The sequence below is a fragment of the Nonomuraea cavernae genome (assembly GCF_040655715.1).
GTDB classification, from domain to species: domain Bacteria; phylum Actinomycetota; class Actinomycetes; order Streptosporangiales; family Streptosporangiaceae; genus Nonomuraea; species Nonomuraea cavernae_A.
This window is the reverse complement of sequence record NZ_JBFAKL010000012.1, coordinates 25,460-47,410: the sequence shown is the minus strand read 5'-3', so window position 1 is coordinate 47,410 and position 21,951 is coordinate 25,460. Positions and strand designations below refer to the sequence as shown.

19 protein-coding genes are annotated in these 21,951 nt (G+C 69.7%); 8 read left to right on the top strand and 11 right to left on the bottom strand.

Annotated elements, in window-relative coordinates; genetic code table 11:
- Nucleotides 1-146 precede the first annotated feature (146 nt).
- From AB0I38_RS19270 to AB0I38_RS19260, 3 genes are all read right to left on the bottom strand, one after another.
- Nucleotides 147-1,019 (bottom strand): neutral zinc metallopeptidase, encoded by an 873-nt coding sequence (locus AB0I38_RS19270; RefSeq protein WP_358469328.1) that lies wholly within the window; start codon nt 1,017-1,019, stop codon nt 147-149.
- Nucleotides 1,020-1,249: 230 nt separating this feature from the next.
- Nucleotides 1,250-1,582 (bottom strand): type II toxin-antitoxin system PemK/MazF family toxin, encoded by a 333-nt coding sequence (locus tag AB0I38_RS19265; RefSeq protein WP_358469325.1) that lies wholly within the window; start codon nt 1,580-1,582, stop codon nt 1,250-1,252.
- Entirely contained in the window at nt 1,563-1,883 is a 321-nt protein-coding gene (locus AB0I38_RS19260) for a hypothetical protein (protein ID WP_358469322.1), read from the bottom strand. The genes AB0I38_RS19265 and AB0I38_RS19260 overlap by 20 nt, the downstream gene beginning before the upstream one ends.
- Before the next feature lie 100 nt (nt 1,884-1,983).
- On the opposite strand from AB0I38_RS19260, the gene AB0I38_RS19255 reads away from it, so the two are divergent.
- Complete coding sequence (locus AB0I38_RS19255) at nt 1,984-2,709, top strand: sulfite exporter TauE/SafE family protein (RefSeq protein WP_358469319.1); 726 nt, start codon at nt 1,984-1,986, stop codon at nt 2,707-2,709.
- Nucleotides 2,710-2,797: 88 nt separating this feature from the next.
- On the opposite strand, the gene AB0I38_RS19250 is transcribed toward AB0I38_RS19255, so the two are convergent.
- Nucleotides 2,798-3,451 carry a 4a-hydroxytetrahydrobiopterin dehydratase gene (locus AB0I38_RS19250; protein ID WP_358469316.1) on the bottom strand — a complete coding sequence of 218 codons (654 nt, stop codon included), beginning with the start codon at nt 3,449-3,451 and terminating at the stop codon, nt 2,798-2,800.
- A 129-nt stretch (nt 3,452-3,580) separates the two neighbouring features.
- Nucleotides 3,581-5,767, bottom strand: coding sequence for a hypothetical protein (locus tag AB0I38_RS19245; RefSeq protein WP_358469313.1), 2,187 nt, complete (start codon nt 5,765-5,767; stop codon nt 3,581-3,583).
- 361 nt (nt 5,768-6,128) lie between these two features.
- Between AB0I38_RS19245 and AB0I38_RS19240 the strand changes: the two genes are divergently transcribed.
- From AB0I38_RS19240 to AB0I38_RS19225, 4 genes are all read left to right on the top strand, one after another.
- On the top strand, nt 6,129-7,235 hold the full coding sequence (locus AB0I38_RS19240) for a sugar ABC transporter substrate-binding protein (RefSeq protein WP_358469310.1): 1,107 nt from the start codon (nt 6,129-6,131) through the stop codon (nt 7,233-7,235).
- Nucleotides 7,236-7,299: 64 nt separating this feature from the next.
- Nucleotides 7,300-8,064, top strand: coding sequence for an ATP-binding cassette domain-containing protein (locus AB0I38_RS19235; RefSeq protein ID WP_358469308.1), 765 nt, complete (start codon nt 7,300-7,302; stop codon nt 8,062-8,064).
- Nucleotides 8,061-9,323 carry a sugar ABC transporter permease gene (locus AB0I38_RS19230; protein ID WP_358469305.1) on the top strand — a complete coding sequence of 421 codons (1,263 nt, stop codon included), beginning with the start codon at nt 8,061-8,063 and terminating at the stop codon, nt 9,321-9,323. Before AB0I38_RS19235 ends, AB0I38_RS19230 begins: the two co-directional genes overlap by 4 nt.
- A gap of 35 nt (nt 9,324-9,358) precedes the next feature.
- Nucleotides 9,359-10,564, top strand: a complete 1,206-nt coding sequence (locus AB0I38_RS19225; RefSeq protein WP_358469302.1) for an ROK family transcriptional regulator — start codon at nt 9,359-9,361, stop codon at nt 10,562-10,564.
- 2 nt (nt 10,565-10,566) lie between these two features.
- On the opposite strand, the gene AB0I38_RS19220 is transcribed toward AB0I38_RS19225, so the two are convergent.
- A complete protein-coding gene (locus tag AB0I38_RS19220) occupies nt 10,567-11,367 on the bottom strand; it encodes a neutral zinc metallopeptidase (RefSeq protein WP_358469299.1) in 801 nt (266 codons plus the stop codon).
- A gap of 110 nt (nt 11,368-11,477) precedes the next feature.
- Entirely contained in the window at nt 11,478-12,308 is an 831-nt protein-coding gene (locus tag AB0I38_RS19215) for a neutral zinc metallopeptidase (protein WP_358469296.1), read from the bottom strand.
- A 146-nt stretch (nt 12,309-12,454) separates the two neighbouring features.
- Here AB0I38_RS19215 and dxs point away from each other — a divergent pair, with 146 nt between their 5' ends.
- Together dxs and AB0I38_RS19205 are read left to right on the top strand one after the other, a co-directional pair.
- Nucleotides 12,455-14,338 (top strand): 1-deoxy-D-xylulose-5-phosphate synthase, encoded by a 1,884-nt coding sequence (gene dxs / locus AB0I38_RS19210; protein WP_358469788.1) that lies wholly within the window; start codon nt 12,455-12,457, stop codon nt 14,336-14,338.
- 55 nt (nt 14,339-14,393) lie between these two features.
- Complete coding sequence (locus tag AB0I38_RS19205) at nt 14,394-15,890, top strand: amino acid permease (RefSeq protein WP_358469293.1); 1,497 nt, start codon at nt 14,394-14,396, stop codon at nt 15,888-15,890.
- Between the two features lie 46 nt (nt 15,891-15,936).
- Here AB0I38_RS19205 and AB0I38_RS19200 read toward each other — a convergent pair whose 3' ends face one another.
- The 4 genes from AB0I38_RS19200 to AB0I38_RS19185 all read right to left on the bottom strand — a co-directional run bounded on the left by AB0I38_RS19200 (nt 15,937) and on the right by AB0I38_RS19185 (nt 20,608).
- Complete coding sequence (locus AB0I38_RS19200) at nt 15,937-16,347, bottom strand: SSI family serine proteinase inhibitor (RefSeq protein ID WP_358469291.1); 411 nt, start codon at nt 16,345-16,347, stop codon at nt 15,937-15,939.
- A gap of 137 nt (nt 16,348-16,484) precedes the next feature.
- On the bottom strand, nt 16,485-18,641 hold the full coding sequence (locus AB0I38_RS19195) for a 3-hydroxyacyl-CoA dehydrogenase NAD-binding domain-containing protein (RefSeq protein ID WP_358469288.1): 2,157 nt from the start codon (nt 18,639-18,641) through the stop codon (nt 16,485-16,487).
- Nucleotides 18,638-19,801, bottom strand: a complete 1,164-nt coding sequence (locus AB0I38_RS19190) for a thiolase family protein (RefSeq protein ID WP_436838761.1) — start codon at nt 19,799-19,801, stop codon at nt 18,638-18,640. The genes AB0I38_RS19195 and AB0I38_RS19190 overlap by 4 nt, the downstream gene beginning before the upstream one ends.
- A gap of 60 nt (nt 19,802-19,861) precedes the next feature.
- Entirely contained in the window at nt 19,862-20,608 is a 747-nt protein-coding gene (locus AB0I38_RS19185; protein ID WP_358469282.1) for a hypothetical protein, read from the bottom strand.
- Between the two features lie 444 nt (nt 20,609-21,052).
- Here AB0I38_RS19185 and AB0I38_RS19180 point away from each other — a divergent pair, with 444 nt between their 5' ends.
- Entirely contained in the window at nt 21,053-21,946 is an 894-nt protein-coding gene (locus tag AB0I38_RS19180) for a hypothetical protein (protein WP_358469279.1), read from the top strand.
- Nucleotides 21,947-21,951: the final 5 nt, after the last annotated feature.

Genomic DNA, 21,951 nt, shown 5'->3' with positions numbered 1-21,951 from the left:
ACGCCCATCTCGGGGGAACCACCCGACCACCGGAAGCCGCCTCGTCGCTGCACCCATGCGCGAGGCGGCTTCCGGGCATCCCGGGCCTTTCCCAAGCCGGTCAGGGGCCTGATCCCGGAGCCGGGCGGGAGGCTCGGTCGCCGAGGTCAGGAAACCCGGGAGGGGGTCGACTTCCAGGTGTCGCAGGCCGCGGGGGAGACCGCGGTGAAGCCGCGTTTGAGCCAGTAAGCCCGGTTGCCTCCCGTGCCGTGGCTGCGGCGATCGTCGTCGTCACCGGTGGCCTTGGTCGCCTCCACCACGGCGGCCCAATCGTCCTGGCTGCGCGAGAGCGAACCCCACACGCTGCCGATGAACACCCCGGACAGGCAGTCGGCCTGGAGCTCGTAGCGGCGGCCCAGCTCGGCCTGGCGCGCGTGGTCGGCGCGGATCCGGGCCTCGTAGTGGCGCCTGATCCCCGTCAGGCTCTGCACGTGGTGACCGTACTCGTGGGCGGCCACCTTCAGCGGATAGAGGTCGGTGCGGCCCTCGATCCAGTCGCCGGTGAGCAGGAAGACCAGGGTGCCCCGCTCGGTGCAGTAGAAGGCGGAGGCGCCGGAGGGCCAGCGGACCCCGCACACCCGCTGCTCGGGTTCGTCGTAGAACCGCACGACGGGCTTCCGGAACGCCAGCCCGGCCCTGGCGAAGTGCGCGGACCACGACTTTTCCAGGCATTTCGTGATCACCCCGAAGTACTCCCGTGCTCGCGGCACGTTCCCCCACACGAGCGGCGGCTCGGCACACGCCCGCGCCGCCAGTTTCCCGCTCCGTGCCAGCCGGGTGGGCGCGGCCGGCCCCACTCGCCCGGCGATCGCCGCGGCGGGCCGAGTGGTGAGCGTCGTGGCGGTGGGCCGACCGGTGAGTGTGGCGGTGCCGGCCCGGTCGGCGGGTGCGCCGGACCGACCGGCAGCCATGACCGTGCCGGGTGGCAGGGCGACGAGGCAGGCGGCGCTCAGCGCGAGCAGCGGCGCCGGGACCGCCACGCGGCGACCTGGCCCGCGACGGAAGGGCCTGGCGGGGCGGACCGCGAATGAATCGGGCCTGACGTCGGCTGAGGCGGACTCGGCTTTGGCGGGGGTGGCCGCAGCCGGATCGGGCCGGGCGGGGGAGCGGGAGAGCACGATCAAGGAGCTTAGAGCAGTGGGATGCGCCGGACTCTGGCACGATGTGAGCGATCGCCCGGCGAAATTCCGCTTCGCCGGGCGGCCACATCTCACATCATCCGGTTGAGCACGATGATCGCGTCTTTGACGACGTCATCCGGAGCGTGTCCGACGTGGAAGTCGAACCGATCCGGGGAGACGGCTCGAAGTTGCTCGACCATCGCCCAGCTCGTCTTGGCCAAGCCCGTCCCGTCAGAGGTGATCCTGACATGCGTGAGATAGCCACGCTCTCGGGTCGTCAAGGGAACGGCGAGAACGAGTCCCAACCTTGAGTGATTGAGGTTGTCGTTGCTGAGGATCAGCGCAGGGCGGGAGAAGCCCCGCTCGCGGCCTGTCGGCTCACCGAAGTCGGCGAACCAGATCTCACCTTGCGCTATTTTCATTGTTTTCCTCGGGAAATGTGATCAGCCCCTCCCACTCCGGTGCTATCCGGCGAGAACGGGATGGTGGGCCCATGAAGAGCTCGCGTTCGGCGGTGTAGGCGGCCCAGGAATCGGGGTCCTCACGTTGGGTCCGCTCGATCTGCTCGTTGAGCTCCTCCCAGAACTGCTTGCGTTCGTAGTCATGAATGGCTTCGTTGAGCACCTCGGTCATGGTTCGGCCCTCCTGACGGGCGATGCGGGCGATGCGATCTCTTGTTGCGACGCTGACACGTATCGTCGTTGCTTTCGGCTTCATCCGCATACTCCAGAGGCTATGTCTGCGTCTATGGAGACCATACAGCGCTATGGCGACGTTGCGTATGCGAACGGCAACACAGAGTTCAAATGATTGACTCTGGTGCATGAGTCATGAGTTGTGGGTGCTGCTCGTTGGTGGGCTGGCGGTCTTCGTCGGAGCCGTCGTGCAGGGCGCTGTGGGGTTCGGGCTGGGGTTGGTGGCCGCGCCTGTGCTGACCTTGCTCGATCCGGGGGTGATGCCTGGTGCGATCCAGGTGGTCAACATGACGTTGCCGGTGTTCACGCTGGCCGTGGAGTGGCGTCGGGTCGACTGGCGCGGGGTGGGGTTCGGGATGCTCGGGCGGCTGCCCGGTAGCATCATCGGCGGGTTCATCGTGGTCTACATATCCGTCTACACCTTAGGCGTCTTCGTCGGTGTCATGGTGCTCGTCGCCGTGGGGCTGACCGCGCGGGCGCTGAGCGTGCCGCGCAACGGAGTGACGGTCACCGCGGCCGGGTTCGTGTCCGGCATCACCGGCACCGCCACCGGCATCGGCGGGCCGCCCATCGCGCTGGTCTACCAGAGCGCCAAGGGGGCGCAGATCAGGGCCACGCTGGCGATGTTCTTCTTCCTGAGCGCCGCGCAGTCGCTGGTCATCCTGGCCGTCGTCGACCGTCTTCCGGCGCGGGCGCTGACGACGGGCGCGACCCTCATCGTGCCGATGATCCTCGGGTTCCTGGTCTCCGGGCCGCTGCGGAGATATCTCGACGGGGGCAGGGTGCGGGCCGCCATCCTGGTGGTGGCGGCGATCTCGGCGCTGGTCCTCATCATCCAGAGCCTTGCCGCGTGACCGGTGCCAAGGTGCGCCTCGGCGGCCGGCACGAGACTCTGGAACCGCCGACGCCCGCCGACGGGCCGCCTGCGGGCGTCGGCCGAGGTCAGTCGCGGGCCTGCCAGGTGCACAGGCAGGCCCGGTTGCCCTCGGGGTCGGCGAGCACCCAGAAGCTCGGCGCCTCCGCGTCGCTGACCAGCGTGCCGCCGGCGGCGAGCGCCGCGGTCATGCGTGGCTCCACCTGCGCGGGATCCAGCCATATGTCGAGATGCCAGCGCTGGTGGGGCTCCCCGCCGTCGGAGGTCTGGAACCACACGGTCGGCAGAACGCCGGCCGGGTCGCGGACCTCGTCGCCGAAGCCGGGACCGGACAGGTGCTCCATCGCCAGCACCGCGGCCCAGAACGGTGCGATCACGTCTCGGCCCGGGGTGTCGAGGGCGAGTTCGAGCTGGGAGACGCCGGAGCACTCCAGCCGCACCCCGGCGTCGGCGGCGACGGAGGAGATGGCACGGGCGAGCCGGATGTCACGCTCTGTGACCGCGCGCTCGTCGTGGCTGGTCAACCGAACGTCCACGTGGGTGCGGCGCAGAGTGAGCTCGGGGTGATGGTTCATCTCCTCGGCCGCCGCGCCGATGGCGTTGACGACCGCGAGTCCGGTCGCGAAGTCCTTGGTGTGGATGCGGGTCTGCAGGCCGCCGAGCAGGTAGGCCCACCCGTCCAGCCGCTCGGCCTCGATCCGTTGTCCGGTCAGCTTGCTCACAGGGCATCTTCGCACGGGAGGACGTGACGATGGGGGGTTATGCCGAGGCGTGATAGTTGTCACCAGTGGTGCCTGTGACCTGGGCTTGTGGTCGCAGGAAGGCGCGGTAGCTGTCACAGATTCGGCGCGCTACTTGTCACCAGCGCCGTCAGAAGCACGCTGGTTGTCGCTGGCTTCGGCAATCGCGGTCGATTGCCGGCCGTCCGAGGCTGGAGGGGGCCAGTCGATGTTTCCCTCGATCATGCGGCGAGCGAAGTCCCGGGCCTCGTCGAGGTACTCGACGTGGCGTGCGGCACACTTTGTGCGGAAGTCGTGGTCGGCGCTGTCGTTCTGTCCATCAGAATCATCGGGGTCTTCGCATTCGTCCATGTCGAGGTGTGTGAGAAAGGCGACCAGCTCAGGGCGAGTGGTGCTTGCTGATGCGAGGCTCTCCCGGATGTGGCTGGGAAATCCGCTGGAGTATCGGGCGCCGTGGTACTCGTCGACGACGCCGAGGAACATCGTGTCGAGGCTGGGAAACGATGTCTGGTCGATGACTTCTGCCGGTAGTGGCAGAGCGTACTTTCGCGTGCCGGCGTTCCAGCAGTCTTGTTCAAGGTCAAGTTCGAGAAGCAGCTGGGCTGCTCGGGATGTGGCGAGTTCGATCAGGCCGTCGTCCCCGATGATGTTGTCGTGCAGGTTCAGGTCCCAGAGCTGGGGCAGCATCGCCCACGAGGCGAGGGCTATCGCGCCGCGCGTCCCGACGCTGTTGTAGGCCAGCGAGATGCCGCGGAGGCAGGGCGCGGAGATCGTTGCCGTGAGTGCTTCTATGTCGTCGTCGCCGAGACCGCACTCGGAGACGTTCAAGGTTTGCAGCGTGCGCCAGACCGGGGCGTTCGCGAGCGCGCTGGGCCAGGTTCCGACTGGATTGTCTGACAGGTCGAGGGTCTTGAGCCGCTGCAGCTGCTCGGACTTCATCAAGGCGGCGAAGCCGTCCACTCCGAGCCCGGTGGCGGCCATGTTCAGGTACGTCAACTTCGCGGCGTTGTCCGACGAAGCCCATGCGCCGGCGCCGGCGTCGCCGACCGGTTGGATGTCGGGGCGTCCGTAGTACGGTGAGCCACTCTTGCGGCCGCTCAGGTCGAGGTATTCCAGTGCGGGCATCCGAACGTCGGTCGCCAGTTGCCGCGCCGCGTTCATGCCGAGCCGGTTGCGGCTCAGGTCGAGGTGGCGCAGGCGCGGAAAGGCTCCGGCAGCAATGAACGCTCCGGCCGTGATGTCCGTGGCCACGAGATCTGCGAGCACCAGCTTCTCGATGCGATCATGGTTGATCGCCCCGAGGATGTTCACGATGGTCGCGTCGCCGACCGGAAGCAGTTCCAGGGTCAGCTCGGTCAGCTGAGGGAGCACGCTGCTGGCGATGATGGCGTCCACGCCCCGATGACCGAGTCCCTCCCGACCCAGTCCCATGGACTTGCCCAGCACCCTGAGGGTACGCAGGCTCGCGAGATCGGCACGTGCGAAGAACGCCTCGCATGCGCTCTCGTCCTGCTCGATGACATTGCCGAAGTACGGCTTCCACAGCGGCTGGCGTCCGTCGTGGCCACAGCGGAACCCGATCGCCAGGTGGTCGAGCTGGGCGAGGCCCTCACAGTCAGCAAGGGCTTGGGCTTCCTCGATGTCGCACACGAGTACATCGGCGGAGCGCAGGTCCGGCACAAGTCCCGAACGCATCAGGTGCACCAGGTCAGGCGCCCGCAGACTCGAGTGCCGCAGCCGCCACGGCGGCCCGGCGACCGGGCGGAACGGTGGCTTCCTGAAATGGAACAGGTCCTCCCGCACGTCCACCAGGTTCAGCGATTCGAGCCGCCTTATGGCAGAAGAGCGAGCGAGCCTTGCTACCAACTCCTCATCCGTTTCGGTGAGACCCCGGACCTGGATCGACCGCAGGTTGTCCCAGTGGTCCATCGCTTCGACCAATGCCAAGAGTTGATCGCGCGCGTACCAGGCGAGGTCGAGATGGGTTACGCCACGCACTTCAGGATGAGCGCGTGGATCCGGCAGGACGGCGTCGAGAGTGCCGCACCGTTCGGTTTTCAGCGCCAGTGATCGGACGAGAGGCCAGACCGGTTTCGAGTGGCCGGCCTTCAGCGCGGCAAGCCAGGACCACGGTGCCTCGCGCTCCGTGTCAGGCCACGAAGCGAGTCGCTCCTCACACGACGAGAGGAACTCCTGCGGACTGTCCGCACGGCCCAGAGCAGCGCAGAGAGCACGGAAGGCGAGCTTGCTCGGAGGACCTTGCAGTATCCGCTCAGCCTCGGCGCCGTAGTCGATCACGACCGTAAAGTACTGCCTGTCGACACCCATGGTCACGAGGGACCAGCTCGAGACCTTGGCCGGACGGCAAGCTGACGCCGATCCACCCGGTGACAGGACGCCCGCTTCCATGACAACTAGCGTGCTTTGGCTCAAGGGTGGCCAACTACCGCTCTCAAAGTGGCCAGCTACTGCTCCCACTGGCCATCTATCGCTCACACGCTCATGACGACGGGCCCGGTCGCCCGGCCCGCACGTTTCTGGATTGTTACCCGGAACAACAAATCGCCCGCAGCAGAGGTCTTCCAAAGCAGGCCATACCGGAATACGTTGCCGCAAACAACATTCATCCGGGTGCCTCCGGAAGAAAGGACCCTGCACCATGCGCATGGGGATCCTCAGCCTGACCGCCGCAGCCGCCGCGCTCGCCCTCGGTCTCACCGCCTGCGGGGGCGACAGCGGTCAGACCGGCGCCACTTCGACGGCAGAGAGTTCGCAGAAGGCCGGGAAGATCGGCGTCATCCTGCCCGACAGCAAATCCTCGGCCCGCTGGGAGACGGCGGACCGCAAATACCTGGAAGAGGCGTTCAAGGCCGCGGGAGTGGCCTACGACATCCAGAACGCGCAGAACGACAAGACCGCGTTCCAGACCATCGCCGACCAGATGATGACCAACGGCGCCACCGTGCTGATGATCGTCAACCTGGACAGCGGCACCGGCAAGACCGTCATCGACAAGGCCAAGTCGCGCGGCGTGGCGACCATCGACTACGACCGGCTGACCCTCGGCGGCGGCGCCGCCTTCTACGTCAGCTTCGACAACACCAAGGTCGGCACCCTGCAGGGCGAGGGCCTGAGCAAGTGCCTGGCCGACAAGAAGGCCGACAAGCCGATCGTGGCCTACCTCAACGGCTCCCCGACCGACAACAACGCCACCCTGTTCAAGGAGGGCTACGACGGCGTGCTCAAGCCGAAGTTCGACGCCGGCGAGTACGTCAAGGGCCCCGACCAGGCCGTCCCCGAATGGGACAACACCCAGGCCGGCACGATCTTCGAGCAGATGCTCACCAGCGAGCCCAAGATCGCCGGCGTGCTGGCCGCCAACGACGGCCTCGGCAACGCCGCCATCACCGTGCTGAAGAAGAACAACCTCAACGGCAAGGTGCCGGTCACCGGTCAGGACGCCACCGTCCAGGGACTGCAGAACATCCTCGCGGGCGACCAGTGCATGACCGTCTACAAGGCCGTCAAGAAGGAGGCCGACGCGGCGGCCAAGCTCGCGGTCGCGCTGGCCAAGGGTGAGAAGCCGACGGCGAGCGGCAGCGTCAAGGACCCGGAGAGCGGCCAGGACGTCCCCTCCGAGCTGCTCGACCCGCAGGCCATCACGTTCGAGAACGTCAAGGACGTCGTGGCCGACGGTTACGTCGCCAAGGACGACCTGTGCACCGGTGACTTCGCCGCCAAGTGCACCGAGGCCGGCATCCAGTAACACAGCGGAACAGGGTACGGCCCACGCCACGAGCGGGGGCCGTGCCCTTCCCCGAGGGAGACCCATGACCCCCCTGCTCGAAGTGCGCGGGATCGACAAGAGCTTCGGCCCGGTGCAGGTCCTGCACGACGTCACCTTCTCGGCCTACGCCGGCGAGGTGACCGCGCTGGTCGGTGACAACGGCGCCGGCAAGTCGACGCTGGTCAAGTGCGTCGGCGGCATCCATCCCATCGATGCCGGCGAGATCGTCTTCGACGGCCGGCCCGTGCAGGTGCACGGCCCGCGCGACGCCGGCGAGCTCGGCATCGAGATCGTCTACCAGGATCTGGCGCTCTGCGACAACCTGGACATCGTCCAGAACATGTTCCTCGGCAGGGAGCGCAAGAGCGGCCTCGTGCTCGACGAGGCCACGATGGAGGAGCTCGCCGGGCAGACGCTCGAAGGCCTGTCCGTCCGCACCGTGAAGTCGATCAGGCAGCGGGTCTCCAGCCTGTCGGGCGGGCAGCGGCAGACCGTCGCCATCGCCAAGGCCGTGCTGTGGGACAGCAAGGTCGTCATCCTCGACGAGCCGACCGCGGCGCTGGGCGTCGCGCAGACCGCGCAGGTGCTGGAGCTGGTGCGCCGGCTCGCCGACAAGGGCCTGGCGGTCGTCCTCATCTCGCACAACATGAACGACGTGTTCGCCGTCTCCGACCGGATCGCGGCCCTCTACCTGGGCAGGATGGCCGCCCAGGTGAGGACGGCCGACGTGACCCACGCCCAGATCGTCGAACTGATCACCTCCGGCCGGAGCGGAGACCTCGGCCTCAAGAACGGGACCGCCCCATGAGCAAGGTCAAGGAACTTCCGGGCGAGGCCGTCGTCACGGCGGCCGGCGCGCCGTCCATCGTCAACAGCTCACGCGCCTACCTGGAGCGCGTCCGCGGCGGCGACATGGGCGCGCTTCCCGCGGTCTTCGGGCTGCTCGTCCTCTGCACGGCCTTCGCCGTGGCCCGGCCCTCCTTCCTCACCGCCATCAACTTCGCCAACCTGTTCACCCAGGGCGCGGCGATCACGGTGATCGCGATGGGCCTGGTGTTCGTCCTGCTGCTCGGCGAGATCGACCTGTCGGCCGGATTCACCAGCGGCGTCTGCGCCGCCGTCCTCGCGGTCACGCTGACCGAGATGGGCCTGCCGTGGTACGTGGCCGTGCTCGCGGCGATCGTCAGCGGCTTGATCATCGGCACCATGCTCGGCACCCTGGTCGCCAAGGTGGGCATCCCGTCGTTCGTGGTGACGCTCGCCGCGTTCCTCGCCTTCCAGGGGCTCGCCCTGGTGCTGGTGAACGAGGGCACGAACATCTCGATCAACGACCCGGTGATCAAGGCGATCGCGCAGAAGAACCTGCCCCCGGCGCTCGGCTGGGGACTGTACGCCGCGTGTGTCGCGGCGTACGCGCTCGTCCAGCTCGTGCGGGCCCGCAAGCGCGCCCGGCGCGGCCTGGTCGCCGAACCGCTCTCGCTGATCGCGGGCCGGGTGGGGGCTCTGGCCGTCGTGGCCGGCGTCGCGGTGTACGTGCTCAACCTCGAACGCAGCTTCAACCCGGAGTTGGCCTCGCTCACCGGCGTGCCGATCGTGGTGCCGGTCATCCTCGCGCTGCTCGTGCTGTGGACGTTCGTGCTGGGCCGCACCGCGTTCGGCCGGCACCTGTACGCGGTCGGCGGCAACGCGGAGGCGGCCCGGAGGGCGGGCATCGCGGTGGACCGGATCCGGATCAGCGCGTTCGTGATCTGCTCCTCGATGGCCGCCGTCGGCGGCATCATCGCGGCCTCGCGGGCCAGCTCGGTCGACCCGAACACCGGCGGCAGCTCCGTGCTGCTCTACGCTGTGGGCGCGGCCGTCATCGGCGGGACCAGTCTGTTCGGGGGCAAGGGCAGGGTGCTCGACGCGATCCTCGGCGGCGCGGTCATCGCCGTGATCGACAACGGCATGGGGCTGATGCAGTACGGCTCGAGCGTGAAGTACCTGGTGACCGGATTCGTCCTGTTGCTCGCCGCCGGTGTGGACGCCCTGGCCCGTAAGCGGGCGGCTGCCACTGGTCTAAGGTGATCAGCGACTTCCACCCTCATAAGGACAACCAGACGATGCGTGCCGGCCCCTCGCAGGAGGACATCAGGCGCCACAACCTCGGCGCGCTGCTGCGGCACGTACACCTCGGCGGGCCGACGTCGCGGGCCGAGCTCACCTCCAAGATGGGCCTCAACCGCAGCACGATCATGGCGCTCACCTCCGATCTCACCGCCGCCGGGCTGGTACGCGAGGAACTGCCGCGCGAGACGGGACGGGCCGGCCGCCCCTCGCTGGTGGTGCGCCCGGAGTCGTCACGGGTCTATGTGTTCGCCTTCGACGTGGGGCCCGACCGGCTGGCGGTGGCCCGGGTGGGGCTCGGCGGGACGATCCTCGACCGCAGGGAGGCCGTACGCCGGCGCGGCCCCTTCGAGCTGGAGGAGCTGGCCGGGATGCTGGCCGGGTTCGCCCGGCAGATGCGGCGCAGGACGCGGGCCGACACGGTCTGCGTGGGCGCCGCCGCGGCCGTCTCGGGCGGGGTGCGCAAAAGCGACGGCGTGATCAGGTTCGGCCCCAACCTGCAGGCCGAGGAGATGCCGTTCGGCGAGGAGCTGGGCCGCAGGCTGGGCCTCGGGCTGCCGGTCAGCGTGGGCAACGACGCCAACCTGGCGGCGCTGGCCGAGCACAGCCGGGGCGTCGGCGTCGCCGTACGTGATCTGATCTACCTGCACGGCGACGTCGGCATCGGCGGCGGCATCATCGCGGGCGGTCACCTGCTCGGCGGCCACGAGGGCTACGGCGGCGAGGTCGGCCACATGGTCGTCAACCCCGGCGGGCGGGTCTGCGACTGCGGCTCGCGCGGCTGCCTGGCGGCCGAGGTGGGCGAGCAGGCGCTGCTGGAGGAGGCGGGCAAACTCGGCGGCGGCCAGCACGGCCGCGAGGCGGTACGGGCGGTGGTGGACGCGGCCGACCGGGGCGACATCGTCGCCCAGCAGGCGCTGAAGAGGGTCGGCGACTGGCTCGGGCTGGGCGTCGCCAACCTGGTCAACATCTTCAATCCCGAGATGGTCGTCTTCGGCGGCATGCTCAGGGAGGTCTACCTGGGGTCGGCGGCCCAGGTGCGCAGCCGGATGGCGGTGCACGCCATGGCTCCCCAGCGGGAGCGGCTCCGGTTGCGTACCTCGGCCCTGGCCGACGACGCGACGCTCGTGGGCGCGGCCGAGCTGGCCTTCGCCCACGTGCTCGCGGACCCGCTCGAGGTGCTGGCGCGGGTCACCGGCTGACGTCAGGCGACGCGCGCGTTGGACGCGGTCCAGGTGTTGCAGTAGCGGGCCGAGCCGCCGTTGTAGCCGCGGTTCTGCCAGTAGGCCAGGTTGCGCGGCTTGCCGTGGGCCTTGCTCTCGGTGCCCCTGGACACCGCGTCGGTCCACTGGTCCCAGGTGATGCCGGCGTTGATCGAGTCGAGCGTGGCGCTGTAGAAGAGGCCGGCGAAGCACTCGGCCTGCATCTCCAGGCGGTGGCTGAGGATGGTGCGGGCCTGGCCGCGAGCGCGCCAGTAGAGCCTGTTCTGCGTGTCCAGGATCCCGGTGAGCTCCTGCACGTGGTGACCCCACTCGTGGGCGGCGGAGTGGGCGATGTTCATCCGGAACGGGTCGCGCAGGTCACGCTTCATGATGCGGATCACGACCGTCCGCTGCACCGGGCAGTACTGCGCGCCGTTGTTGGTGATCTTGCCGCAGACCGAGTTGCCGCCGGTGGTGATGGTGACCTTGGGCGGCGTGTACCTCATCCCCGCGGCCCTGAACCGGGCGGCCCAGAACCGGTCGGCGCACCGGGCCATCGCCCGGTGGAAGATCTTGAGGGAGGCGGTGCTGCCCCGGGTGATGTCCGGGGCCGCGCAGGACTGGGGTGACGGCGTGCCGGAGCGGTAGATCTTGTTCTTGGTCAGCACGGCGGGCGGCGCGGCGATCTTGGCCGCAGCGGAGGGCTTGGCGGTCTCCGCGCTGGCGGCCTCCGCGCCGGCGGTGCCGGACATGGCCAGGCCCACGGTGATGCAGACAGATGCTGCGACAAGGGGAATACGCACGATCGCGGATACTAGACCAGTTAATGCGAATTGTTTACTAATTCTTGGCTTTTGCCATGAAACCTTCAGCGCGGCCGCGCAGGTGTGACGCGGCCGCACCAGGGTCGTGGCTAGGAGACGTAGCGCGCGGAGACGCGCCAGGTGTTGCAGGAGCCGGGTGAGCCGGAGTTGAAGCCGCGGTTCATCCAGAAGGCCTGCGTGGGGCCCTTGCCGTGGTCGTTCTGCGCCCAGGCCTTGGCGCCGTTCTTGCGGAACCACTCGACGGTGTGGTCCCACTCGGCCGGGTCGACGGGGAGCGTGTTCCTGATCGTGTTCATGAAGGCCGCGGAGAAGCACTCGGCCTGGAGCTCGGAGCGGCGCGAGAGCTGCAGCTGGCCCGAGCGGCCGGCGCTGTTCCTGGCGGACCAGTAGTAGTTCCAGATGCCGGACACCTGCTGGACGTGGTGACCGTACTCGTGGGCCATCAGGCGGGTGATGCCCAGCGCGTACGGATTACGCAGCTGCGTCTTGGTGATGAGCATGTACATCGTGCGGTCGGCGGAGCAGTAGACGCCGTCCGCGCCCGCGCTCCAGGGGCCGCAGGGCGTGCGCACCTTCTTGGTGATGATGCGCAGCCGGGGCTTGCTGAAGGGCAGGCCCGCCTTGCGGAACTGGGTGGCCCACGACCGGTTCAGACAGTTGGTCACCCGAGTCAGGAAGCGCTTGTAGGCGGCGGTGCTGCCTCGCGGCAGCGAGCCGGGCGAGCAGTTGGACCCCGCGAGCCGTCCGGTCTTGTACAGCGGGTTGGCGGTCGCCGCGGCCTTGCCTCGCGGCGGGGCCGTGACCTGCTGTTGTGCCTGCTGTTGTGCCTGGCCGGCGGGTTGTGTTGCGGCTGACGCCGTGCCCGTGCCCGCCAGCCCGATCACCGCGCCGGCCGCCACGAGAGTCGTCAGTGTCTTCATGGGGAGAGTGTTCATAATGAGGGAAAGACTAGGTCAAGATCGTACATAAGTGGGCGTAATTGACTCGATGGAGTCAGTGGGACGACCACGAACTAGACTCGATCCGTTGGCGCACAGAAGCAGAGGGGATCGCATCCGTGAGCGGGTTGCTGGGCTCGGTTGAGGGACCGCACGACGTCAAACGGCTCGATGTCGAAGAGCTGCCGAGGCTGGCAGGGGAGATCCGTGATCTGCTCGTCGACGTGTGCGCCCGCCTGGGCGGGCACCTGGGGCCCAACCTGGGCGTGGTCGAGCTGACGATCGCCATCCACCGGGTCTTCGACTCGCCCGGCGACCCCGTCGTCTGGGACACCGGCCACCAGGCCTACGTGCACAAGCTGCTCACCGGGCGGGCCGCCCGGTTCGACGTGCTCAAGCAGGAGGGCGGCCTGTCCGGCTACCCGAGCCAGGCCGAGTCCGAGCACGACCTGGTCGAAAACTCCCACGCCTCCACGGCGCTGTCCTACGCCGACGGCCTGGCCAAGGCGCTCAAGCTGCGCGGCGAGCGCGACCGCACGGTGGTCGCGGTGATCGGCGACGGCGCGCTCACCGGGGGCATGGCCTGGGAGGCGCTCAACAACATCGCGGCCGTCAAGGACCTGCCGGTCGTCATCGTGGTCAACGACAACGGCCGCTCCTACTCGCCGACCATCGGCGGGCTCGCCTCCCACCTGTCCAAGCTGCGGGTCACCCGCCGCTACGAGGAGGTGCTCGAGTACGTCAAGGAGAAGATCGGGAACGTTCCCGTGCTCTACGATGCCCTGCACGGCTTCAAGAAGGGCGTCAAGGACATCCTGGCCCCGCAGGCCATGTTCGAGGACCTCGGCCTCAAATACGTCGGCCCGATCGACGGCCACGACGAGCAGGCCATGGAGGCGGCGCTGCGTACGGCCCGCGACTTCCGCGGTCCGGTCATCGTCCACGCGCTGACCCAGAAGGGCCGCGGCTACACCCCGGCCGAGGAGCACGACGAGGACCAGTTCCACTCGCCCGGCGCGTTCGACCGGGAGACCGGCGCCGAGAAGCCCAAGGGCCGCATCTGGACCAACGTGTTCAGCGAGGAGCTGGTCAGGCTGGGCAAGGAGCGCGAAGACCTGGTCGCGATCACCGCGGCCATGCTCCACCCCACCGGCCTGGCCGCCTTCGCCGACGCCTACCCCGACCGCATCTACGACGTCGGCATCGCCGAGCAGCACGCGATGACCAGCGCGGCCGGCCTCGCGCTCGGCGGCATGCACCCGGTCGTCGCCGTCTACGCGACCTTCCTCAACCGCGCCTTCGACCAGCTCCTCATGGACGTGGCCCTGCACCGGCTGCCGGTCACCGTGGTGCTCGACCGGGCCGGCGTCACCGGCGACGACGGCGCCAGCCACAACGGCATGTGGGACCTGTCGATCCTGCAGGTCGTGCCCGGCCTGCGGATCGCGGTGCCGCGCGACGGCGAGCGGCTGACCGAGCTGCTCGGCGAGGCCGTCGCCGTCTCCGACGGGCCCACCGTGCTGCGCTTCCCCAAGGGCCCTGTGGCCGAGCCGATCGAGGCCGTGGGCAAGCTGGGCGACATGGACGTGCTGCGCGCCGCCGACCCCGACGACGTGCTGCTGGTCGGCGTCGGCCCGATGGCCCAGGTCTGCATGGACGCCGCCGTCCTGCTCGACGCCCAGGGCATCTCGGCCACCGTGGTCGACCCCCGCTGGGTCAAGCCGCTCGACGAGGCCCTCGCGGACGCGGCGGCCACCCACAAGCTGGTCGTCGTCGTCGAGGACAACGGCCGGGTCGGCGGTGTCGGTGACGCGGTGGCCCGCCTGCTGCGCGACGCCGACATCGATGTGCCCGTGCGCACCTACGGCATCCCGCAGCAGTTCCTCGACCACGCCAAGCGGGCCGCGATCCTCGGCCGCATCGGGCTGACCGCCCAGGACCTCGCCCGCGAGATCACCGAGGCGGTCGCGAAGCGGAGCCAGCCGATCGAGAGCCAGACCGCCCACTCCTGACCGGCCCCTGCCAGCGGCGACGTCCGGCACGCTCCTCCACGGCGGGGGAGCGTGCATGAGCGCCTGCGGTCAGGGAAGGTCGGAGATCGTGGACATCCTTCGCACCAAGAATGTCGAGCAGTCGATCCGCGACACCGAGGCTCCGGAGCATCGGCTGCGCAAGCGTCTGACCGCCATCGACCTGACGGTCTTCGGCATCGGTGTGATCGTCGGCACCGGCATCTTCGTGCTCACCGGGCAGGTGGCCAAGGAGCTCGCGGGCCCCGCGGTGGCCGTCTCCTTCATCGTCGCGGCGGTCGTCTGCGGCCTCGCGGCGCTGTGCTACGCCGAGCTCGCCTCCACGATCCCGGTCGCCGGCTCCGCCTACACCTTCTCCTTCGCCACCCTCGGCGAGTTCCCCGCGTGGATCATCGGCTGGGACCTGATGCTGGAGATGGCCCTGGCCGCCGCGGTGGTCGCGGTCGGCTGGTCGGGCTACTTCGCCTCGCTGTTGTCGTCGCTCGGCCTCGACCTGCCCGCGTCGATCGCCGGCGAGAACGCCACGGTGAACGTGCCCGCGATGGCCGTGGTGCTGCTCCTGACCGGCGTCCTGGTGGCCGGCATCAAGCTGTCCTCCCGGGTCAACCTGGTCATCGTGACCATCAAGGTCGCGGTGATCCTGCTGGTCATCGTGGCCGGGCTGTTCTTCGTGAAGGCGGCCAACTACACGCCGTTCGTCCCCGATTCGATCCCCACCGAACAGGTCTCCGGGCTGAAGGCGCCGCTGATCCAGGTGCTGTTCGGCATCACCCCGGTCGCCTTCGGCGTGATCGGCATCTTCTCCGCCGCGGCGATCGTGTTCTTCGCCTTCATCGGGTTCGACATCGTGGCCACCGCCGCCGAGGAGACCATCAAGCCGCAGCGCGACCTGCCCCGCGGCATCATCGGGTCGCTGACGATCTGCACCCTCCTGTACGTCGCGGTCTCGCTCGTCGTGGTGGGCATGCAGAACTACCGCGAGCTGAGCGTCGAGGCGCCGCTCGCCGACGCGTTCACCGCGGTCGGCCAGACGTGGGCGGCCACGCTCATCAGCATCGGCGCGATCGCCGGCCTGACCACCGTGGTGATGATCCTGATGCTCGGGCAGACCCGGGTGCTGTTCGCCATGTGCCGCGACGGGCTGCTGCCGCGCCGGCTGGCCAAGGTGCATCCCCGATTCGGCACGCCGGCCCGGCTCACGGTGATCATCGGCGTGGTGGCGGCCCTGCTGGCCGGCTTCATCTCACTCGGGGCGCTGGCCGAGCTCGTCAACATCGGCACGCTGTTCGCGTTCGTGGTGGTGTCGGCCGGGGTGATCATCCTGCGCCGGACCCGGCCCGACCTGCCGCGGTCCTTCCGTACGCCGATGGTGCCGGCGCTGCCGATCCTGTCGGTGCTGGCCTGCTTCTACCTGATGATCAATCTGCCGGTCGAGACCTGGATGCGGTTCGTGGTGTGGATGCTCATCGGGGCGGTGCTCTACTTCACCTATGGCTACCGGCACAGCCGGATGGCCCGCGAGGCCCGCCCGTGACCGGGTGGTCGTGGGGGACAGGACGGCGCCCGCCCCCCACGCGCGGTCACCTCGGGCGTTCCGGGTAGACCGCTCCGACGGCCGCCCGGGCCAGGCAGCTGTTGGGGTAGGAGCCGCTGAAGGACAGGTTGGTGCCGCGCCACTTGCCCTTGACCGACACCTTGGTCGGGGCGTACTCACGGGTGCAGACGGCGTCGGGCCGGCGCAGCCGCGAGATCTGCCCGTCGACGCTTCTCAGCGCGCCACAGGCCGCGGTCGCATTGGGATGGTTGCCACCGTCGGGGTCGCAGGTGAGCCGGTAGACCCTCGACCACCCGTTGTTCTGCGTGACGGTGATCGTCAGGACCGACCGGGCGTGATGGCCCGCGGACGTCGGCGTCGAGGCCAGTGCCGAGGCGGCGCCCGCGGCGCCGAGCGCGGGAATGCTGATCGCTGCGGTGAGTAGCAGCCTGTTCACGATGTGCATGGTGCGGGTCGTACCCTGCGGCTGCTCGACACTGGCATTGAATCGACTCTTGATTGCGCCACGTGATCAGCTGCCGGGCAAAGGCTGATGAAAGGGGACCCGCTGCCGCGAGTCCCCTTCGCGGCGGATCAGGCGGGCAGCGAGGCCACGCCGGGCTGCAGGAAGCGCGGCCGGGCGAAGCCGGACCGGTCCAGGAACGGCGTGACGCCGCCCAGGTGGAACGGCCAGCCCGCGCCCAGGATCATGCACAGGTCGATGTCCTGGGCCGCCGCGACGACGCCCTCGTCCAGCATGATGCGGATCTCCTCGGCCAGCGCCTCCAGCACGCGCCGCCGTACCTCCTCCGCCGAAGACGGCGAGGAGCCGCCCGCGAACAGGGCCACCGCCTCGGGGTCGAGCGAGAAGTCGGGCGCGTAGACACCGGGCTTGCCGGAGGCGACCAGCTTGGCCATGTTCTCCGAGACGCCGAACCGGTCCGGGAACGCCTCGTGCAGCGTCTCGGCCACGTGCAGGCCGACGGCCGGGCCGACCAGCTGGAGCAGCGCGAACGGCGTCATCGGCAGCCCGAGATCGTCCAGCGCGTGCTCGGCCGTCTCCAGCGGCGTGCCCTCGTCGACCGCGGCGATGACCTCGCCCATGAAGCGGGTGAGCAGCCGGTTGACCACGAACGCCGGGGCGTCCTCGACCAGCACGGACGACTTCTTCAGCGCCTTGCCGACGGCGAACGCCGTGGCCAGCGTCGCGTCGTCCGTCGCGCCGCCCTTGACGATCTCCAGCAGCGGCATCACGGCGACCGGGTTGAAGAAGTGGAACCCGACCAGCCGCTCCGGGTGCTTCAGCTCCGCGCCCATCTCCGTCAGCGACAGCGACGACGTGTTGGTCGCCAGCGTGCACTCGGCCGAGACCACCGCCTCGACCTCGGCGAACACCTGCTTCTTGACGGCCAGGTCCTCGAACACGGCCTCGATGACGAAGTCGGCGTCGGCGAACGCGTCCTTGGTCAGCGAGCCGGTCACCAGGCCCTTGAGCCGGTTGGCCCGGTCGGCCGAGACCCGGCCCTTGGCCAGCAGCTTGTCGATCTCGGCGTGCGCGTAGCCGACGCCTTTGTCCAGCCGGGCCTGGTCGAGGTCGGTCAGCACGACCGGCACCTCCAGCCGGCGGGCGAACAGCAGCGCCATCTGCGAGGCCATCAGTCCCGCACCGACCACGCCGACCTTGGTGACCTTGCGGGCCAGCGCCTGGTCGGGGGCGCCCGCCGGCCGCTTGGCGCGGCGCTGCACCAGGTCGAACGAGTAGAGCCCGGCCCGCAACTCGTCGCTCATCAGCAGGTCGGCCAGCGCCTCGTCCTCGGCCGCGAAGCCGTCGTCGCGCGAGGCCGTACGGGCCTGGGCGATGAGGTCGAGCGCCCGGTAGGGGGCGGGGGAGGCGCCGTGCAGCTTCATGTCGACCAGGAAGCGCGCGTCGGCCACCGTCTTGTCCCAGCCGGCCTTGTCCCAGCCGGCCGTGTCCCGGTCGGTCTTGTCCTGGTCGGCGGCCTCGTGGGAGGGACGCTCGACGGCGACGTCACCGGTGAGCACGCGGGCCGCCCAGCGCAGCGACTCCTCCAGGAAGTCGGCCGGCTCGAACATCGCGTCGGCGACGCCCAGCTCGAAGGCCTGAGCCCCGTTGGTCATGCGGTTCTGCGACAGCGGGTTCTCGATGATCAGCTTGATCGCCTTGGCCGGGCCGATCAGGCGGGGGAGCAGCTGCGTGCCGCCCCAGCCGGGCACCAGGCCGAGGAAGCACTCCGGCAGCGCGACCGCCGGCACGCCGGAGGAGATCGTCCGGTAGGTGCAGTGCAAAGCGATCTCCAGCCCGCCGCCCATGGCCGCGCCGTTGACGAACGCGAACGACGGGATCGGCAGCTCGCCCAGCCGGCGGAACACGTGGTGCCCGAGGCGGCCGATCGCCAGCGCCTCCTCGCGCGAGGTCACGGCGGCCGCGCCCTTGAGGTCGGCGCCGACGGCGAAGATGAACGGCTTGCCCGTGACGCCCACCGCGACCAGGTCGGTGCGGGCCGCGATCTCCGACAGCGCGCCGTTCAGCGCGAAGAGCCCGTGCGGCCCGAAGGTGTTGGGCTTGGTGTGGTCGAAGCCGTTGTCCAGCGTGATCAGCGCCATCGTGCCGGCGCCGCCGGGCAGCTCCACGTCGCGCACCAGCGCCTTGGTGACGACTTCGTCCGCGCGGGCTCCGTTGCGCTCGCTCAGCAGCGCGCGCCAGCCGTCGAGGTTGTTGAGGTCGCTCATGCCAGGTTCTCCCAGATCACGGTGCCGCCCATGCCCATGCCGACGCACATGGTGGTGATGCCGTAGCGCACGTCGGGGCGCTCGCCGAACTGCCGGGCCAACTGCGTCATCAGCCGCACGCCCGAGGAGGCCAGCGGGTGGCCGAACGCGATCGCGCCGCCGTAGGGGTTCACGCGAGGGTCGTCGTCGGCGAGGCCGAAGTGCTCCAGGAAGGCCAGCACCTGTACGGCGAACGCCTCGTTGACCTCGAACAGCCCGATGTCGGAGATGGACAGCCCGGCCAGGCGCAGCGCCCGCTCGGTCGAGGGGATCGGGCCGACGCCCATCACCTCGGGGTCCACCCCGGCGAACGCGTAGGACACCAGCCGCATCCTGGCCGTCAGCCCCAGCTCCTCGGCGACCCCCCGGGCGGCCACGACGCAGCCGGTCGCGCCGTCGTTGACGCCGGAGGCGTTGCCCGCCGTGACGTTGCCGTGCGGACGGAACGGCGTCTTCAGGCCGCTCAGGCCCTCGACCGTGGTGCCGGGCCGTGGGGCCTCGTCCTCGGTCGCCAGGCCCCAGCCCTTCTCGGCCGTCCGGATCGCGGTCGGCACCAGGTCAGGCTGGATCTTGCCGTCGGCGTAGGCCTTGGCCACCTTCTCCTGCGACAGCGCCGCATAGGCGTCGGCGCGGTCCTTGGTGATCGAGGGGTAGCGGTCGTGCAGGTTCTCGGCCGTCATGCCCATGACGAGCGCGCTCGGGTCGACGAGCTTCTCCGACAGGAACCTCGGGTTGGGGTCGACGCCCTCACCCATCGGATGGCGGCCCATGTGCTCGACGCCGCCCGCGATCGCCACGTCGTACGCGCCGAACGCGATGCCGCCCGCGACCGTGGTGACCGCCGTCATCGCGCCCGCGCACATGCGGTCGATCGCGTAGCCGGGCACCGTCTTGGGCAGTCCGGCCAGCACCGCGGCCGAGCGGCCGATGGTCAGGCCCTGGTCGCCGATCTGGGTGGTGGCGGCGATGGCCACCTCGTCCACCCGCTCGGGCGGCAGGCCGGGATTGCGCCGGATCAGTTCGCGGATGACCCGGACGACCAGGTCGTCGGCTCGGGTCTCCGCGTACAGTCCCTTGGGCCCTGACCGGCCGAAAGGCGTGCGAACGCCGTCGACGAACACGACGTCACGAGAGGAAGGCACGGATTCGCTCCTCGTTGCTGGACAGCTGTCGGATCTATGCTACTCGTCAGTAACTAGACCGCAGACGAGGGTGGCGGCCACCAGCGCGCAGAGCACGGCGGCGGGCGGCTCCCAGAGGTGGGCGCGGGCCCCGACCAGGGCGGCGACCGCCACACCCGCGCCCGTCCAGAGCGCCACGCTCCTCACCGGCCGCGTTCTCCGCCGGCCGGGATCCCACGGATCCGCCGGCGGCCTGCCCCGCCGGACGGCGCGCGCCGCGATCCCCAGCGCGTCGCGCGCCCACCAGGTGACGAAACACACCCCGGCCGCCACGCTCACCAGTGAGAGCGCCTCCACGGCCGTGGTCGACGCCGTCGCGAGGCCGTGCCACCCGGCCGCCTCGAACAGTCGCGGCAGGGTGAAGCCGAGCAGCAGCGTCAAGGCCCAGCCGCAGGCCATGGCCAGCCTGCTCAGTGGCCGGGCGGGGGTGTCGCGGCGGATCCCGTAGAGCTCCCGCTCGCGCCCGCGCGCGGCGCGCTCGCGGGATCCCCAGGCCGCCTGGGTGACGGCCAGTGCGGGCAGTCCGCCCGCGAACAGTGCCAGCGACAGTACGGCCAGCGGCGGCACGGCCGGCGGGGGCACCCCTTGGCCGGTCGCGGCCCGCTCGGCGAGCGACTGGGCGCAGGCGAGCAGGGCGAGCTCGCCGGTCAGTGCGATGAGCGCGGTCCGGCGGGCGGCGCGGGCTCGTGCCCGGAGCTTGGTCAACGCCTGTGCGCCGGGAGGGGGTGCGACGTGGGTCGACGGCATGGACGTCAATGATGTCCTCCCTTTGCGGGAGCGGCCTGGAATCTGGGCATTTGGATGGAGCCCTCGATTCGCGGCGAGGGTGGGTGCGGCCCAGCTTCGGGTTCTGTTTTCCGGGGGCTGTGGGTCTTCGGTTCCGTGGGTGCGCCGGGTCTGTTCTGTGGGTGCCGCGGAGGCGGGTGGGCGTTCCGGCCGACCGCGATTGCCCGGGGTCTGGTGATGTTCGCCTTCGGCCTTGTTTCGGGCGCGGGGGTACCTGGCACGGTCTTAAGTCGGCCGGAACGCCCACCCGCCTCCGCTTTCGGCTGTCCGGCGAGGGCGCCTTCTTGCCGTACGGGAGTGGTGTTACGGATGTTCTCTTGGCGAAAGGAGTGGAATTTCCGGACAAGGCGAGGTTGATTCTGTTAGGAAAGGTTGCGGTCCGTATTCGTACTAGAGAGGTACATCGTGGCGCGCGACGAGAACGACAGGTCCTACGAGGATGGGCAGGGCAGGTCGTCGAACCCCGATTTGACCGGCGACGTGCTGTCTCCGCGCAGGAGCACCGACGACACCGACGAGCAACCGGCCATCCAGGAGACCTACATTCTGCCGCTGGACAAGGGTGAGCCTCTGGACGACGGGGTGGACGCCCCGGCGTCGGAGCGGGCCGGTGAGACCCCGTACGCGGGTGATGAGGCCACCCGCGGCTACCTGCCGCTCGACAAGGCGTACGAGGCGTCCCAGGACGAGCCGCGGCGGGGGTTCCTCGGATCCGGGTGGGCCGGTGCCGACGAGGAGGAGGACCGCCGGCGGGAGGTGCGCCGCCGTACCAGGCTGCTGCTGGTGGGCGCGGCGGCGGTCGTGGTGATCGGCGCCGGGGGCGGCTGGATGCTGACCGGCGCGGCGTCCGAGGACCCGTGCGCGGGCGCGCGATGCGCGAGCGCCGGTGAGGTGACCGCGCCCGCCGAATCTCCCGTCCCGGATGACACGGACGAGGCGTCGTCCGCGCCCGCGGAGTCGCCCACGCCCGAGCCGGCCGTCTCGGAGACCGTCCGGCCGACGCCGACCGCCACGAGGGCCCGGCCGACGCGCACCGCCACGCCGCGCGTCACGCCCACCGGCCGCGTCGGTGAGCCGACGGTGCAGCCGAGCAGGCGGGCCACCCAGGAGTCCGACGACCTCGACCTGGCCGAGGAGCCGAAGAGCGCCGAGGAGCCGAAGGGCGCCGACGAGCAGACCGGCCGGGAGGCGGACGCGGTGGAGACGACGGAGTCCGTGCCGGAGTCCGTGCCGGAGTCCGTGCCGAGCCCGTCGGAGACCAGGAAGGGCCTGTTCGAAAGGTTGTTCCCCTGGGTCTGACCCAC

Coding starts and splice junctions, on each gene's coding strand:
- AB0I38_RS19265 (WP_358469325.1), bottom strand. CDS start 1,582: ATGAAAATAGCGCAAGGTGAGATCTGGTTCGCCGACTTCGGTGAGCCG.
- AB0I38_RS19260 (WP_358469322.1), bottom strand. CDS start 1,883: ATGCGGATGAAGCCGAAAGCAACGACGATACGTGTCAGCGTCGCAACA.
- AB0I38_RS19255 (WP_358469319.1), top strand. CDS start 1,984: ATGAGTCATGAGTTGTGGGTGCTGCTCGTTGGTGGGCTGGCGGTCTTC.
- AB0I38_RS19240 (WP_358469310.1), top strand. CDS start 6,129: ATGCGCATGGGGATCCTCAGCCTGACCGCCGCAGCCGCCGCGCTCGCC.
- AB0I38_RS19235 (WP_358469308.1), top strand. CDS start 7,300: ATGACCCCCCTGCTCGAAGTGCGCGGGATCGACAAGAGCTTCGGCCCG.
- AB0I38_RS19230 (WP_358469305.1), top strand. CDS start 8,061: ATGAGCAAGGTCAAGGAACTTCCGGGCGAGGCCGTCGTCACGGCGGCC.
- AB0I38_RS19225 (WP_358469302.1), top strand. CDS start 9,359: ATGCGTGCCGGCCCCTCGCAGGAGGACATCAGGCGCCACAACCTCGGC.
- AB0I38_RS19215 (WP_358469296.1), bottom strand. CDS start 12,308: ATGAAGACACTGACGACTCTCGTGGCGGCCGGCGCGGTGATCGGGCTG.
- AB0I38_RS19205 (WP_358469293.1), top strand. CDS start 14,394: ATGAGCGCCTGCGGTCAGGGAAGGTCGGAGATCGTGGACATCCTTCGC.
- AB0I38_RS19195 (WP_358469288.1), bottom strand. CDS start 18,641: ATGAGCGACCTCAACAACCTCGACGGCTGGCGCGCGCTGCTGAGCGAG.
- AB0I38_RS19185 (WP_358469282.1), bottom strand. CDS start 20,608: ATGCCGTCGACCCACGTCGCACCCCCTCCCGGCGCACAGGCGTTGACC.